Below are 14,068 nucleotides of genomic sequence, written 5' to 3'. Positions count from 1 at the left end.
GTCCGCCGATGTGCCCGAACAGGGAGGAGAGCGTCGCCATGCCCGACCGCGCCCCGCAGCCGGTGGACCGACAACTGCCCACGGACGAGGCCCGGGACCTGATCTCGCTCGTCCGCGACATCGCGCAGCGCGAGGTCGCTCCCGCGGCGGCCGAGGAGGAGGACGCCGGACGCTTCCCCCGCGAGCTGTTCACCCTGCTCTCCGAGTCCGGCCTGCTCGGCCTGCCCTACGACGCCGAGTACGGCGGCGGCGACCAGCCGTACGAGGTCTACCTCCAGGTGTTGGAAGAGCTCGCCACGGCCCGTCTGACGGTCGGCCTCGGCGTCAGCGTGCACACCCTGGCCTCCTACGCGCTCGCCGCCTACGGAACCAAGGAGCAGCAGGCCGAGCACCTGCCGGCGATGCTCGGCGGCGGTCTGCTCGGCGCCTACTGCCTCTCCGAGCCCGCCTCCGGCTCGGACGCGGCCTCCCTGCGCACCAGGGCGGTGCGCGACGGCGACCACTGGGTGATCACCGGCACCAAGGCGTGGATCACGCACGGCGGCATCGCCGACTTCTACACCGTCATGGCCCGCACCGGTGAGGAGGGCCCGCGCGGGATCACCGCCTTCCTGGTGCCCGGTGACGCCGAGGGGCTGAGCGCCGCCGCGCCGGAGAAGAAGATGGGCATGAAGGGCTCGCCCACCGCCCAGGTCCACCTCGACGGCGTGCGGGTCCCCGACAGCCGGCGCCTCGGGGAGGAGGGCCAGGGCTTCGCGATCGCCCTGTCGGCGCTGGACGGCGGCCGGCTCGGCATCGCGGCCTGCGCGGTCGGCCTGGCCCAGGCGGCACTCGACGAGGCGCTGCGGTACGCGGCCGAGCGGCGGCAGTTCGGCAGGCCGATCGCCGACTTCCAGGGGCTGCGCTTCATGCTCGCCGACATGGCCACGCAGATCGAGGCGGGGCGGGCGCTGTACCTCGCGGCGGCCCGGCTGCGCGACGCGGGACGGCCGTTCGCCAAGCAGGCGGCCATGGCCAAGCTGCACTGCACCGACACGGCGATGCGGGTCACCACCGACGCCGTCCAGATCCTCGGCGGCTACGGCTACACCGCGGACTTCCCGGCCGAGCGCTACCTGCGCGAGGCCAAGGTCCTGCAGATCGTCGAGGGGACGAACCAGATCCAGCGCATGGTCATCGCCCGCCACCTCGCGGGGCCGGAGTCGCGCTGAACCGTCCGGGCCCCCACCTGGGCGCCGCGAGCCGTGTCCGCTCCGGGGCGTGCCTCCCGGCCGGGGCGCGGCCCCGGTCCGCCCGGGCCCGCACCGGATCGCGGTGGACGGGAGGATCCGGCACCCGGGCCGGCGCGGCCGCCTCCGTGGGCGGTGGCACGAGGACGCGGCGCCGGCGTCCGGTCGCCGAGTGCGCGGGAGTCGTCACCCGGGCGGCGCGGGAGCGGCCGGGCGGGTCACCGACCGCCGGAACGGGACGCGCGTGCACGGCCGCCCCGTACGGCGGACCGGCGGCGCCCGTGACCCGGAAGTCCTTCGGTGCGTCCCGCCGCCGGGCGCGTCACGTCCGGGCGGCGGACGGGGACGGTGGGGCCGCGCCGCCCCCGCTGCGGCGTGCGCTCAGGCGGCGTGGCGCCGCATCGACGGCACCCTGATCGGACGCGAGCCCGGGCCGCCGACGTGGGAGAAGGGCTGGGTGCGCCAGTCGAGCCCCTGAGGCAGCGTCAACAGCAGGGCGGTGTCCTGCTCCTGGAGCGCGAAGGACTCGTCCGCCGGCCGCGCCTCGGAGGCACGGCGACCGGTGCCGGCGCAGACGGTGAGTCCGAACGGGTTCCACGGCGAAGCGCACAGCGCGTGCTCCGGCAGGACCTCCTCGTCCGCCAGCAGGGCGATGGGCTGCGCGCAGTCCGGGCACACGACCCGGTACATCTCGAAGGTGTCGTACGCGTCGAACTCGTCGTCGAAGGCGTCGGGTTCGACGCACTCCGGAGCGAGCTCGACGACCGGCTGCTGTCGCTTGGACGGTGTACGACCAAGGCGCTTGAGACTCTGCATGGGTTTTCTCCCCCTCGGGCTGGGCCGTGAAAGGCGCTGCGGCCTCGACCACAGCAAGCACTTCCCGTTGGCCCCGGGGGGTAATCACGAGAACATCACGGAGACCGGACGAAGGGTGTGGCGTTCGTCACATGCCGCTCGCAGGTGCCCCGTGCGGCGGTTTTGTCCCCTCCGGTCGCTCGCGGCGGACCGCCGGCACATCACGAACCGGGTGCGACCCGGGCTGTTCGGGTATCCGCGGAGATCAAGGGCCCTGTAGGTTCTTGCGTCATGGAGGAGCTGGACCGACAGATCGTGCAGCTGCTCGTCAAGGACGGGCGGATGAGCTACACAGACCTGGGCAAGGCCACGGGCCTGTCCACGTCGGCCGTGCACCAGCGGGTGCGCCGGCTGGAACAGCGTGGCGTCATCCGCGGCTACGCCGCGGTCGTCGACCCGGAGGCCGTCGGTCTGCCCATGACCGCCTTCATCTCGGTCAAACCGTTCGACCCCAGCGCCCCCGACGACATCGCGGACCGCCTCGCCGGGGTCCCCGAGATCGAGGCCTGCCACAGTGTCGCGGGCGACGAGAACTACATCCTCAAGGTGCGGGTGTCCACACCGCACGAACTGGAGGAACTCCTCGCGCGCGTACGCACGTTGGCGGGCGTCTCGACCCGGACGACGGTCGTGCTGTCCACGCCCTACGAAGCCCGGCCGCCGCGCATCTGAGAGGGGCGCGGCGGCGCCGGCGGCGCACGGCGGACACCCGTGCCGGCCCGGCCGCGGTGAGCCGGACCTGCGTGCGGCCCGTCCCGCCCGACGCGCGAGACTGGGGACATGAGTGAACGCACCGCCCCGCCGCACACCGTCCTGCTCCGCCGCGGAGAGGTCCACAGCCCCGCCGATCCCTTCGCGACCGCGATGGTCGTCGAGCGCGGCCAGGTGGCCTGGGTCGGCTCCGAGGGCGCCGCCGACGCCTTCGCGGACGGGGTCGACGAAGTGGTCGACCTCGACGGGGCACTGGTCACCCCGGCGTTCACGGACGCGCATGTCCACACCACGGCCACGGGCCTCGCCCTCACCGGCCTCGACCTGTCCACCGCCGCCTCGCTCGAGGCCGCGCTGGTCCGCGTGCGGGAGTTCGCCGCCGCCCGCCCGGACGACCGGGTGCTGCTCGGCCACGGCTGGGACGCCGCCCGCTGGCCCGGCGGCAGGCCCCCGACCCGCGCCGAACTCGACGAGGCCACCGGCGGCCGTCCGCTCTACCTGAGCCGGATCGACGTCCATTCCGCGGTCGTCACCACCGCGCTGCTCGACCTCGTCCCGGGCGGGGCCGGCCGCGAGGACCGCCCGCTCACCGGGGACGCCCACCACGCCGTCCGCGCCGCCGCCCTGGCCGCCGTCACCCCGGCCCAGCGCACCGAGGCCCAGCGCGCCGCCCTCGCCCACGCCGCCTCGCTCGGCATCGGCACCGTCCACGAGTGCGGCGGCCCGGAGATCTCCTCCGAGGACGACTTCACCGGTCTGCTGCGGCTCGCCGCCGAAGAGCCCGGCCCGCGCGTCGTCGGCTACTGGGCCGAACGGGACACGGCCAAGGCCCGGGAACTTGGCGCGGTCGGCGCCGCGGGGGACCTGTTCGCCGACGGCGCCCTCGGCTCGCACACCGCCTGCCTGCACGAGCCGTACGCCGACGCCGACCACACCGGCACCGCGCACCTGGACGCCGCCGCCGTCGCCGCCCATGTCGTGGACTGCACCGAGGCCGGCCTGCAGGCGGGCTTCCACGCCATCGGCGACGCCGCGGTGAGCACCGTCGTCAAGGGGATGCGCTCCGCCGCCGAGAAGCTCGGCCTCGCCCGCGTCCGGGCCGCCCGCCACCGCGTCGAGCACGCCGAGATGCTCACCCCCGAGACCGTCGCCGCCTTCGCCGAACTCGGCCTGACCGCCTCCGTCCAACCCGCCTTCGACGCCCTGTGGGGCGGTGAGGACGGGATGTACGCCCGGCGGCTGGGCCCGGAGCGGGCCCGCTCCCTGAATCCGTTCGCCGCGCTGCTGCGCGCCGGTGTCCCGCTCGCCTTCGGCTCCGACAGCCCGGTCACGCCCCTCGACCCCTGGGGCACGGTCCGGGCCGCCGCCTTCCACCGCACGCCGGAGCACCGCGTCTCCGTGCGGGCCGCGTTCACCGCGCACACGCGCGGCGGCTGGCGGGCCGTCGGACGCGACGACGCGGGCGTCCTGGTGCCCGGTGCGCCCGCCGACTACGCGGTCTGGCGCACCGGCCGGCTCGTCGTCCAGGCCCCCGACGACCGGGTGGCGCGCTGGTCCACCGACCCCCGCTCCGGCACCCCCGGCCTGCCCGACCTCACTCCGGGGCGCGACCTGCCCGTCTGCCTGCGCACCGTGGTCGGCGGGCGCACGGTCTTCGTACGGCCGGGCGAGTGATCCGCGCGGGGGCGCGGTGACCGGCACGCACCGCGCCCCCGCCGTGCGACCTGCGTCTCCACCCCGCTGACCAGGCACGTGACCCGTACGACGCAGGTCAAACGACGGTTGACAGGCGGCCGCGGACGACCGGTAGGTTCGGCCGGGTCCACCGTCGGACACCCGACCGGGGGACGTCCGGCCACGCGCGTCAGCGCCGCTGGGTCGGGGACGGTGTACCGCACCGGGGCACCGCCCCTGGGAGCCAGGCTCAGCGCCGGCGCCGCGTCGGGGGACGTTCCGGTCGGTCGGGGAGGTGGGACCCGGGTGGGGCCCGGGCGCTCAGTAGACAACGGCCTCGGCCGATCCGCAGCCGGCGGGTCCGGGGCCGGCCCGAAGGGCGCCGGGCCCCCATCCGTTGCCGTACGCCATCCCCTCGCGCACCGCTTGCGCAGACCGAGGGCCCATCCCTACCCGATCTTCGGCAAACGACACCACCATACGAACGTCCTGTCACGTCATCGCAGGCGGTGACCACTATGGTGGGACCCTGTGCACAGGACATGAAGGGGCAGCAGTGAACGACGGCGACGGGACCCTCGCGGCAGGAGCCCAGGGGAGGCGCTTCGGCCCGCTCGGCACGGCTCTGGTGATCATCCCGACCTACAACGAGGCGGAGAACATCAAGGCGATCGTCGGCCGGGTGCGCAAGGCCGTCCCCGAGGCACACGTTCTCGTGGCCGACGACAACAGCCCCGACGGCACCGGCAAGTTGGCCGACGACCTGGCCGCCGAGGACGACCGGGTCCAGGTGCTGCACCGCAAGGGCAAGGAGGGCCTGGGCGCGGCCTACCTCGCGGGCTTCCGCTGGGGCATGGAGCACGGCTACGGCGTGCTGGTCGAGATGGACGCCGACGGTTCCCACCAGCCCGAGGAACTGCCCCGCCTGCTGACCGCCCTCAAGGGCGCGGACCTGGTGCTCGGTTCGCGCTGGGTGCCGGGCGGCCGGGTGGTGAACTGGCCGAAGTCCCGTGAGTTCATCTCGCGCGGGGGCAGCCTCTACTCGCGCATGGCGCTCGACCTGCCGCTGCGCGACATCACCGGCGGGTTCCGCGCCTTCCGCCGCGAGACCCTGGAGGGCCTCGGCCTCGACGACGTCGCCTCCCAGGGCTACTGCTTCCAGGTCGACCTCGCCCGCCGCGCGGTCAAGGCCGGCTACCACGTCGTGGAGGTGCCCATCACCTTCGTCGAGCGTGAACTCGGCGACTCCAAGATGAACCGCGACATCCTCGTCGAGGCGCTGTGGCGGGTCACGGCGTGGGGCGTGGGGGAGCGGGTCGGCAAGGTCCTGGGACGCGACGGGGGCAAGGACGACAAGCAGGCCAAGCAGGCCAACCAGGCCGAGCAGATCGAGCAGACCGAGCAGGCCAAGCCGCAGGGCACTTGATCACCCCCTTATCCCGAGTTGAGCCGGGCCCGGGCACACTGGGTGTATGACGACTGGCGCTCAGACCCCGTACCCCGCCGCCCGGCCCCGGCGCTCCCGGCTGCGCACCTTCCTGCCGCTGGGCGCCGCCGCGTGGCTCGTTCTGGAGATCTGGCTGCTCACGATGGTCGCCGGGGCGTCGAACGGGCTGGTCGTCCTCCTGCTCCTGGTCGCCGGTCTGGTCCTCGGCTCGGTCGTCGTCAAGCGGGCCGGCCGACGGGCCTTCCGGAACCTCACCGAGACCCTTCAGCAGCAGCAGGGCGGGACGGCTCCCGAGTCCCGGCCGAACAGCGAGGGCAACGGCCTGATGATGCTGGGCGGTCTGCTGCTGATCATCCCGGGGTTCGTCTCGGACGTGCTGGGGCTGGTCCTGCTGGTGCCGCCGGTGCAGAGGGCCGTGAGCCGGTACGCCGAGCGCACCTTCGAGCGCAAGCTGCGTGAGGCCGCGCAGGGGTCCTTGGGCGACGCCTTCCGGCAGGCCCGCATCCACCGGCCCGACGGCAAGGTCGTCCAGGGCGAGGTCGTCCGGGACGAACCGGGACACACCTCGGGGGACACCCCGCAGGGGCCGCGCCCGCCGCTGACGCGGTGAGGGCGGGGAGGCCGGAGGCCGGGGAGGCGGGCCCGGACGAGGAGGAGAACGCACACAGGACCGCGGGCGCCGTACCCATGGGTACGGCGCCCGCGGTCCTGTTCCGATGTGCGGGGGCCTCCGCCGGTGTCAGGCCGACTTCCGGCTGTCCCGGGGGTGAACCGCGATGTTCATCGCACCGGAACGCAGGACGGCGAGACGCTCCTCGAGGACCTCTTCGAGCTCCTCTCGGGTGCGCCGCTCCATCAGCATGTCCCAATGCGTACGCGCGGGCTTGGCCTTCTTCTCCTCGGGGCCGTCACCGTCCACCAGGAGTGCCTGGGCACCGCAGACCTTGCACTCCCACTCCGGCGGGATCTCCGCCTCGACCGAGAAGGGCATCTCGAAGCGGTGCCCCTTCTCGCATGCGTACTCCACGGCCTGGCGCGGGGCCAGGTCGATGCCGCGGTCCGTCTCGTAGCTGGTCACCACGAGGCGCGTGCCGCGAAGAGCTCGCTCACTCATGAATCGTGCCTCCCGGGCTTGTCGCCCACAGGACAGGTGTCGCTGTCGTCGTCATCCGGTCAACGTCCGGGCGGCGGTAAAGATTCCCGTCCCGAGTCCCGTTCCGGGTCATGCGTCGCCGTCGTAGCCGCAGCCTTGTCAACCAGTGCAGTACCCCCCGACGTCCGGTTTGTCACCTCTACTGGCAGATGTGACCCAGCGTTTCGGCATTTTTGACGCGCAGTAACGGTACGCCTGGCAGGCCAAACGCGTACACTACCGCCCTTTGGTGCCCAGTGCTAAATCCTTTCGGGGACCGGATTGCCCGCGTCGGTGATCGCCCGCCGCACCGGAACCCGCGCGAGCAGCACGAACCCGAGCACGAAGAAGCCCACCAGGGAGACGATCGCGTCCCGGTAGCTGCCCGTCAGCTGGTAGGTGAGCCCGAACAGCAGCGGCCCGAGCCAGCTCATCCCGCGGTCGCTCATCTCGTACGCCGAGAAGTACTCGGCCTCCTTGCCGGGCGGTACGAGGTGGGAGAACAGCGACCGGGACAGCGCCTGGCTGCCGCCCAGGACCAGCCCGATCCCCGCGGCCAGGACGAAGAACCACTCCGGGGCCCCCGCCGGCAGGAAGTAACCGGCGGCCAGCGTCAGGGTCCAGGCGACCAGCGAGCCGAGGATCGTGCGCTTCGCCCCGTACCGCCGGGCCAGCCGGCCCAGTGCCAGCGCGCCGGCCACGGCCAGCACCTGGACCAGCAGCACGGCGACGATGAGCGTCGACTGCCCGAGCCCCAGCTCCCTCGAGCCGTAGACCGATGCCTGCGAGATCACCGTCTGGATGCCGTCGTTGTAGACCAGGTAGGCCAGCAGGAAGGCGAGCGTCAGCGGGTGGCGGCGCATGTCGCGGACGGTCGCCGCGAGCTGCCGGAAGCCGGGCAGGGCCGCCTCCCGCGCGGGAACGCGGCGGTCGCGCAGCCGGCGCAGCGGTATCAGCGCGAAGGCGCCCCACCACAGACCGGCCGACGCCAGGCAGATGCGGACCGCCGTGCCCTCGGAGACCCCGAAGGCGTCGTGGCCGGTGTACAGGACGAGGTTCGCGACGAGGACCAGGGCCCCGGCCGCGTAACCGAAGGCCCAGCCGCGGGAGGAGACCGCGTCGCGCTCCTCGGGCGGGGCGATCTGCGGCAGGTAGGCGTTGTAGAGCATCATCGCCACGGACTGCGCCGCGTTCGCCACGACCAGCAGCGCCCCGCCGAGCAGATAGCGCTCGCCGTCCAGGAAGAACATGCCCGCCGTGGCCGCGGCACCCGTGTAGGCGGCGGCCGCGAGGAGGGGCTTCTTGCGGCCGGTGCGGTCGGCGGCGGCGCCCACCAGCGGCATCACCAGCACGGCCAGGACCACCGACAGGGACACCGCGTACGCGAAGAAGGAGCCCGCGCGCACCGGGATCCCCAGCGGGTGGACGAACCCCTCGGCGTCCGCGGCCGACTCGGCGACCGACGTCAGATAGGGGCCGAGGAACACGGTGAGCACGCTCGTGGAGTACACGGAGCACGCCCAGTCGTAGAAGTACCAGCCGCGCTGCTCGCGCCGCCGGTCGGCGGTCTCGTCCGCCGCCGTTGATCGCACGGTGCCGGTGCCCACCCGTGCCCTCGCTTCCCCGTGAACGCGCGAAGGCGCCGGGGCACGGGGTCTCAGACCCAGATGCCGCGGTCCTCCATGACCTCGCGCAGTGTGTCGATGTGATCGGTCATGATGCCATCCACTCCCAGGTCCAGGAGCCGGTTCATCCGCTCGGGTTCGTTGACCGTCCACACGTGCACCTGCAGCCCGCGCGCATGGGCCGCGCGCACGAAGCGGTGGTCCACCACCCGGACGCCCGACTGCGCCTCGGGCACCTGGGCGGCGACCGCCGACCGGCGCACCGCGACCGGCAGGCCCCACGACCGCAGCCGCAGGTTCAGCACGCCCCGCGTCCCGTACGACGTGGCCAGCCGCGGGCCGGCCAGCCGCTGCGCGCGCACCACCCGGGCCTCGGAGAACGAACCGAGGCAGATCCGGTCCCAGGCGTCCGTGCGCCCGACCAGTTCCAGGAAGGGCAGGAGGGCCGGTTCGGCCTTGACGTCGACGTTCCAGCGCACCTCGGGGAAGGTCTCCAGGAGCTCCTCGAACAGGGGCACCGGTTCCTCGCCCGCCACGCGCGCGTGCGCCACCTCCCGCCACGGCAGGTCGGCGATCCGGCCCGCGCCGTCCGTCACCCGGTCCAGGGTCGCGTCGTGGAAGGCGACGAGCCGGCCGTCGCGAGTGGCGTGGACGTCGGTCTCGATGTACCGGTAGCCCGCCTCGACGGCGCGCCGGAACTGGCGCGCGGTGTTCTCCAGGCCGTCCGCCGCCCCGCCCCGGTGGGCGAAGGCGATCGGGCCGGGATGGTCGAGGTAGGGGTGGCGTATCCGCGGGGTCACGGACGCAGTATCGCCCGCCGCGGTCGACCCGTGGCGAGGACCGTGCCGCCGTCGGGTGCCGGGGGGACGGCGAACACGCGCAGGAACAGCTGGGCGAGCGGGCCGATCGTCACCGCGTACAGCAGGGTGCCGGCGCCCACGGTGCCGCCGAGGACGAAGCCCGTGACCACGACACCGATCTCGAGGGCCGTGCGGACCAGGCGGATCGAGACGCCCGTGCGCCGGTGCAGTCCCGTCATGAGCCCGTCGCGCGGGCCCGGGCCGAAGCGCGCCGCGATGTACAGCCCGGTCGCCGCGCCGTTCAGCACGATGCCCGCCGCCATCAGCGTCCCGCGGACCGCCGGGCCGTGCGCGTCCGGCAGCACGGCCAGCGTCGCGTCCATCGCCGCGCCGATCACCAGGACGTTGGAGACCGTGCCCAGCCCCGGCCGCTGGCGCAGCGGGATCCACAGCAGCAGGATCGCCGCGCCCAGGACGGTCAGCACCACGCCCATGGACAGCCCCGTCCGCTCGGACAGGCCCTGGTGCAGCACGTTCCACGGTTCGAGGCCGAGTCCCGACCGCACGAGCAGCGCCGAACTCGCGCCGTACAGCGCCAGTCCGGCGTACAGCTGGAACAGCCGCCGTGCGAGGTGCCCCTGCCGGGGTGAATGGCTGGACAAGACGTACCCCCCTGTGGTGGAAGTGGACCGGTGCGTGACACCCTGTGGCACGGAAGGAGAGGCCGACCATGGCCAATCCGGGGAAGGTGGACTGATTCTCATGGCGCAGTGGACCTCGGCGGTGGGGGCCGCACAACTCGCCCGGCTGCTCAGCTCCCAGCAGGACCGCCCGGCCGGTCCCGGAACCCGCCGCCCGCCCGCCTACCGCGCGCTCGCCGACGGCATCCGGCTGCTGGTGTTCGAAGGGCGCGTACCGGTCGCCGCAAGGCTGCCCGCCGAACGGGAACTCGCCCTCGCCCTGTCCGTCAGCCGCACCACCGTCGCCGCCGCCTACGAGGCGCTGCGCAGCGAGGGGTTCCTGGAGTCACGGCGCGGTGCGGGCAGCTGGACCGCCGTCCCGGCCGGCAACCCGCTGCCCGCGCGAGGGCTCGAACCGCTGCCGCCCGAGGCCCTCGGCTCGGTGATCGACCTCGGCTGCGCCGCGCTGCCCGCGCCCGAGCCGTGGCTCACGCGCGCCGTGCAGGGCGCCCTGGAGGAGCTGCCGCCGTACGCGCACACCCACGGCGACTACCCCGCCGGGCTGCCCGCGCTGCGCGCGATGATCGCCGACCGCTACACCGCGCGGGGCATCCCGACCATGCCCGAGCAGATCATGGTGACGACCGGGGCGATGGGCGCCATGGACGCCATCTGCCACCTCTTCGGCGGGCGCGGCGAGCGCATCGCCGTCGAGTCGCCGTCCTACGCCAACATCCTCCAGCTGATGCGGGAGGCCGGCGCCCGGCTCGTCCCCGTGGCCATGGCCGAGGGCCTCACCGGCTGGGACCTGGACCGCTGGCGGCAGGTGCTGCGGGAGGCGGCGCCCCGGATCGCGTACGTGGTCGCCGACTTCCACAACCCGACCGGTGCGCTCGCCGACGAGGACCAGCGGCGCCGGCTGGTGGACGCGGCGCGTTCGGCGGGGACGGTGCTCGTCGCGGACGAGACGATGACCGAACTGTGGCTCGAGCCCGACGTGGAGATGCCTCCTCCGGTCTGCGCCTTCGACCCGGCCGGGTCCACGGTGGTCACGGTCGGCTCGGCGAGCAAGGCCTTCTGGGCCGGGATGCGCATCGGCTGGGTGCGCGCGTCCCCCGAGGCGATCCGCAGCCTGGTCGCCGCGCGCGCGTACGCCGACCTGGGCACACCCGTGCTGGAGCAACTGGCGGTGAACTGGCTGTTCGGCACGGACGGCTGGGAGCAGGCCGTCCAGGTGCGCCGCGCGCAGGCCCGGGAGAACCGGGACGCGCTGGTCGCGGCGGTGCGGCGGGAGCTGCCCGGCTGGGAGTTCGAGGTCCCGCGGGGCGGGCTCACGCTGTGGGTGCGCGCCGGAGGGCTCTCGGGCTCACGGCTGGCCGAGGCGGGGGAGCGGGTCGGCGTGCGCGTGCCGTCCGGGCCGCGCTTCGGGGTCGACGGGGCGTTCGAGGGGTATGTGCGGCTGCCGTTCACCGTGGGCGGCGCGGTGGCGGAGGAGGCGGCGGTGCGGCTGGCCGCGGCGGCACGGGTGGTGGAGAGCGGCGGGACCACGGGGGTGGAGGTGTCGCGCGCGTTCGTGGCGTAGCGGTCACGGCGGTGACGCGGCACGGGACGGGTGCCAGGGGGCGCCGGGTCCCCTAGGAGGACTCCGCGACCGCCGCTTCCTTGGGTGCCGCGGCCGCGGCCATGTCCTTCGGGGCGGCGGTCGCGGCGGGCCCTTCCTCCGGGGCGGCCCCCACGGGGACCGGCCCGCCGGGGAGAGCCTCCTCGGGCAACGGCTTCTGCACCGGTTCCTTCTGCACCGGTTCCTTCTCCAGGGGCACGGGATCCGCGGGCAGCGCGTCCAGGAGGACGGAACCCGCCGGAACCGCTTCCGGGCCCGGCCGCCCCGCGTCCTTCGCCGCAGCCGTGCGCGGCGGCAGCAGCTCCAGTACGGCCTGCCGGTGGGCGTCGCTGGTGGCCTCGTCGTACGGGTTCGGCGTGGCCGGCACCTGGAGGCGGTGCACCGGCCCCGTGCCCAGCCGGGCGTAGCCGCGGCCCGCGGGGACCTGGTCGACGGGGGTGGTGTGCGGGGGCGCGCCCAGGACGGCCGTGAGCTGCTCCGTCGTCGCGGGGCCGAGGACGACCCGCGCGCGCGTGTGCTGCCGCACCGGGGCGGTGAGGATCTCCAGGCTGTCGAGCTGGTCCCCGACGACCACGGTGACATGCGCCGGGCGGCCGTGCCGCAGCGGGAGGTGGAGCAGGGACTGGGGGTCCTCCCGGCCCTCCGCGGCGGCCGGGTGCGTGAACGCGCTCGGCCGGTCCAGCAGGATCCACAGGGGCCGCCTGGTGTCCTCGGGCGGCGGATCGCCCGCCTGGTGGGCGCGGTTCGCGGCGCTCAGCCGGCGCTCCGTCTCGTGCGCGGCCCACTCCAGGACCGCCAGTGCCCCCGCCGGCCCGCACTCGACGGCGAGCACCCCGTCCCGGCCGGTCAGACAGGCGTACTCACCGGTGCCGCCGCCGTCGACGATCACCACGTCCCCGTGGTGGAGGGCCTGCAGGGCGATGGAGCGCAGCAGGGTCGAGATGCCGCTGCCCGGCTGGCCGAGCGCGAGCAGATGGGGCTCGGTGGAGCGGATACCGGTGCGCCAGACGACGGGCGGGACGTCGCGCCGCTGCTCGCCGTGGGTGAGCGGCAGCGTCCGCCGCACCCGGATGGGGTCGGTGAAGCCGAGCACCGTCTCGCCGGGGGACGTGACGAAGGGCTGGGCGGCGATGTCGGTGGGCAGGGGCGCGAGGACGTGGACCGTGAGCTGGTTGCCCTCCTCGTCCCAGGCGAAGTGGTACTCGCGGCCGCGCCCCGACTTGGCGCCGAGCAGGTGCTCGATCCGCGCCCGGGACTCCGGCTCGCCGTCGGTGAAGTAGGGGGGATAGCCGATCACCAGGTACGTGATGCGGCCGGTGCCGTCGAACTCGTACTCGGGGAAGACCTTCTCCCAGTCGCCGCCGTGGCGGTAGAGCGGATCCGGGTCCTCGGCGGCCGAGAAGTACGGCACCAGGGCCTCGTACAGCGACCTCAGGCGCCGGACCTGGGACTCGTCGGGCCCGTCGGACGCCGACGGGGCACGGTCCCGCCCCCGCCAGGCCGCCACCGCCATCAAGGTGGTGACGGCGAGCAGCGGGCCGTACGGCGCGAGTGCCACGACCAGCACGGCCGCCGCCACCAGGAAGAACAGCGCGCCGCGCCTGTCCTTGGGCGTGTCGACCCACCGGCGCCGCCCGGCCGAGGCCAGTCGGCGCAGACCGCGCGCGATGGTGATCAGCGGGTGGAGGACGTCCGTGGCGCTGTCGGCCGCCGTCCTGGCCAGTTCCCGGCTCCGGGCGAGCTGGGCGCTGCCGTTGCTCAGAATGCGGGGGAGGGGGCGCCGGGCCACTGCTGTCTCCAGGAGGTGCGTACGGGCGGGCGGGGCGTGGGGAGCCGGATCAGAACCTGAACCCGCCCAGGAGGCTGGCCAGGCTTTCGCCACCCGCCTTGATGCTGGGCGCGATGGCCGTACTGGCCAGATAGAAGCCGAACAGCATGGCCACCAGGGCGTGCGACGCCTTCAGCCCGTCCTTGCGGAAGAAGACGAAGACGACGATGCCGAGCAGCACCACGCATGAGATCGAGATGATCATGTGAGTTCTCCTGGTTCACGGGGACAGTCACCATGAGTACTTCCAGCATCACAGCATGTATCTATACGATAAAAGGTGCAACTGGGTGATTTCTTGGAGTTTTCGCCCGCTCGGTGGAATGCTGTCCGGTGCTCCGTCCGACCACGGACCGGCGTCCTCGCGGCCGGGAGGTCCGCTGTGATCCTCACCCCGGACGCGTCGGGCCATGTGCCGCGCGAGCCAGTACCCTGGCGATTCACCCGTACGGCTCTGCACCGCTCG

Annotated in this window: 13 protein-coding genes; 6 read left to right on the top strand and 7 right to left on the bottom strand. The window is 73.8% G+C overall.

What is annotated here, in order from left to right:
- Positions 1-38 precede the first annotated feature (38 nt).
- Entirely contained in the window at positions 39-1,211 is a 1,173-nt protein-coding gene (locus CP969_RS08105) for an acyl-CoA dehydrogenase family protein (RefSeq protein ID WP_016827146.1), read from the top strand.
- Between the two features lie 399 nt (positions 1,212-1,610).
- On the opposite strand, the gene CP969_RS08095 is transcribed toward CP969_RS08105, so the two are convergent.
- On the bottom strand, positions 1,611-2,045 hold the full coding sequence (locus CP969_RS08095; protein ID WP_004990791.1) for a hypothetical protein: 435 nt from the start codon (positions 2,043-2,045) through the stop codon (positions 1,611-1,613).
- 270 nt (positions 2,046-2,315) lie between these two features.
- Between CP969_RS08095 and CP969_RS08090 the strand changes: the two genes are divergently transcribed.
- From CP969_RS08090 to fxsA, 4 genes are all read left to right on the top strand, one after another.
- A complete protein-coding gene (locus CP969_RS08090; RefSeq protein ID WP_016827147.1) occupies positions 2,316-2,756 on the top strand; it encodes an Lrp/AsnC family transcriptional regulator in 441 nt (146 codons plus the stop codon).
- Between the two features lie 108 nt (positions 2,757-2,864).
- The gene (locus CP969_RS08085; protein ID WP_016827148.1) at positions 2,865-4,469 is read left to right on the top strand and encodes an amidohydrolase; all 1,605 of its coding nucleotides are present in this window, start codon (positions 2,865-2,867) and stop codon (positions 4,467-4,469) included.
- Positions 4,470-5,025: 556 nt separating this feature from the next.
- On the top strand, positions 5,026-5,895 hold the full coding sequence (locus CP969_RS08080; RefSeq protein WP_016827149.1) for a polyprenol monophosphomannose synthase: 870 nt from the start codon (positions 5,026-5,028) through the stop codon (positions 5,893-5,895).
- A gap of 46 nt (positions 5,896-5,941) precedes the next feature.
- Positions 5,942-6,526, top strand: a complete 585-nt coding sequence (gene fxsA / locus CP969_RS08075; protein WP_004990802.1) for an FxsA family membrane protein — start codon at positions 5,942-5,944, stop codon at positions 6,524-6,526.
- Between the two features lie 129 nt (positions 6,527-6,655).
- Here fxsA and CP969_RS08070 read toward each other — a convergent pair whose 3' ends face one another.
- The 4 genes from CP969_RS08070 to yczE all read right to left on the bottom strand — a co-directional run bounded on the left by CP969_RS08070 (position 6,656) and on the right by yczE (position 10,135).
- A complete protein-coding gene (locus CP969_RS08070; protein WP_003977404.1) occupies positions 6,656-7,030 on the bottom strand; it encodes an RNA polymerase-binding protein RbpA in 375 nt (124 codons plus the stop codon).
- Positions 7,031-7,308: 278 nt separating this feature from the next.
- Positions 7,309-8,655: an MFS transporter gene (locus CP969_RS08065; RefSeq protein ID WP_004990804.1), complete on the bottom strand. Its 1,347-nt coding sequence runs from the start codon at positions 8,653-8,655 to the stop codon at positions 7,309-7,311.
- A gap of 50 nt (positions 8,656-8,705) precedes the next feature.
- Entirely contained in the window at positions 8,706-9,473 is a 768-nt protein-coding gene (locus CP969_RS08060; protein WP_004990806.1) for a glycerophosphodiester phosphodiesterase family protein, read from the bottom strand.
- Complete coding sequence (gene yczE, locus CP969_RS08055) at positions 9,470-10,135, bottom strand: membrane protein YczE (RefSeq protein ID WP_016827150.1); 666 nt, start codon at positions 10,133-10,135, stop codon at positions 9,470-9,472. The genes CP969_RS08060 and yczE overlap by 4 nt, the downstream gene beginning before the upstream one ends.
- Positions 10,136-10,235: 100 nt before the next feature.
- On the opposite strand from yczE, the gene CP969_RS08050 reads away from it, so the two are divergent.
- Positions 10,236-11,735 carry an SCO1417 family PLP biosynthesis transcription factor gene (locus CP969_RS08050; protein WP_016827151.1) on the top strand — a complete coding sequence of 500 codons (1,500 nt, stop codon included), beginning with the start codon at positions 10,236-10,238 and terminating at the stop codon, positions 11,733-11,735.
- A gap of 52 nt (positions 11,736-11,787) precedes the next feature.
- Here the strand turns inward: CP969_RS08050 and CP969_RS08045 are convergent, their stop codons facing one another.
- Together CP969_RS08045 and CP969_RS08040 are read right to left on the bottom strand one after the other, a co-directional pair.
- The gene (locus CP969_RS08045) at positions 11,788-13,563 is read right to left on the bottom strand and encodes a membrane protein (protein WP_016827152.1); all 1,776 of its coding nucleotides are present in this window, start codon (positions 13,561-13,563) and stop codon (positions 11,788-11,790) included.
- Between the two features lie 49 nt (positions 13,564-13,612).
- The gene (locus tag CP969_RS08040; protein WP_004990814.1) at positions 13,613-13,807 is read right to left on the bottom strand and encodes a hypothetical protein; all 195 of its coding nucleotides are present in this window, start codon (positions 13,805-13,807) and stop codon (positions 13,613-13,615) included.
- Between the last annotated feature and the right edge of the window lie 261 nt (positions 13,808-14,068).

The organism is Streptomyces viridosporus T7A (assembly GCF_008704515.1).
Lineage (GTDB): Bacteria > Actinomycetota > Actinomycetes > Streptomycetales > Streptomycetaceae > Streptomyces > Streptomyces viridosporus.
This window is presented reverse-complemented; position numbering and strand designations above follow the sequence as displayed.

Excerpts from the sequence above, each read along its gene's own strand:
- CP969_RS08105 (WP_016827146.1), top strand. The coding sequence starts at position 39 with ATGCCCGACCGCGCCCCGCAGCCGGTGGACCGACAACTGCCCACGGAC.
- CP969_RS08095 (WP_004990791.1), bottom strand. The coding sequence starts at position 2,045 with ATGCAGAGTCTCAAGCGCCTTGGTCGTACACCGTCCAAGCGACAGCAG.
- CP969_RS08090 (WP_016827147.1), top strand. The coding sequence starts at position 2,316 with ATGGAGGAGCTGGACCGACAGATCGTGCAGCTGCTCGTCAAGGACGGG.
- CP969_RS08085 (WP_016827148.1), top strand. The coding sequence starts at position 2,865 with ATGAGTGAACGCACCGCCCCGCCGCACACCGTCCTGCTCCGCCGCGGA.
- fxsA (WP_004990802.1), top strand. The coding sequence starts at position 5,942 with ATGACGACTGGCGCTCAGACCCCGTACCCCGCCGCCCGGCCCCGGCGC.
- CP969_RS08070 (WP_003977404.1), bottom strand. The coding sequence starts at position 7,030 with ATGAGTGAGCGAGCTCTTCGCGGCACGCGCCTCGTGGTGACCAGCTAC.
- CP969_RS08050 (WP_016827151.1), top strand. The coding sequence starts at position 10,236 with ATGGCGCAGTGGACCTCGGCGGTGGGGGCCGCACAACTCGCCCGGCTG.
- CP969_RS08040 (WP_004990814.1), bottom strand. The coding sequence starts at position 13,807 with ATGATCATCTCGATCTCATGCGTGGTGCTGCTCGGCATCGTCGTCTTC.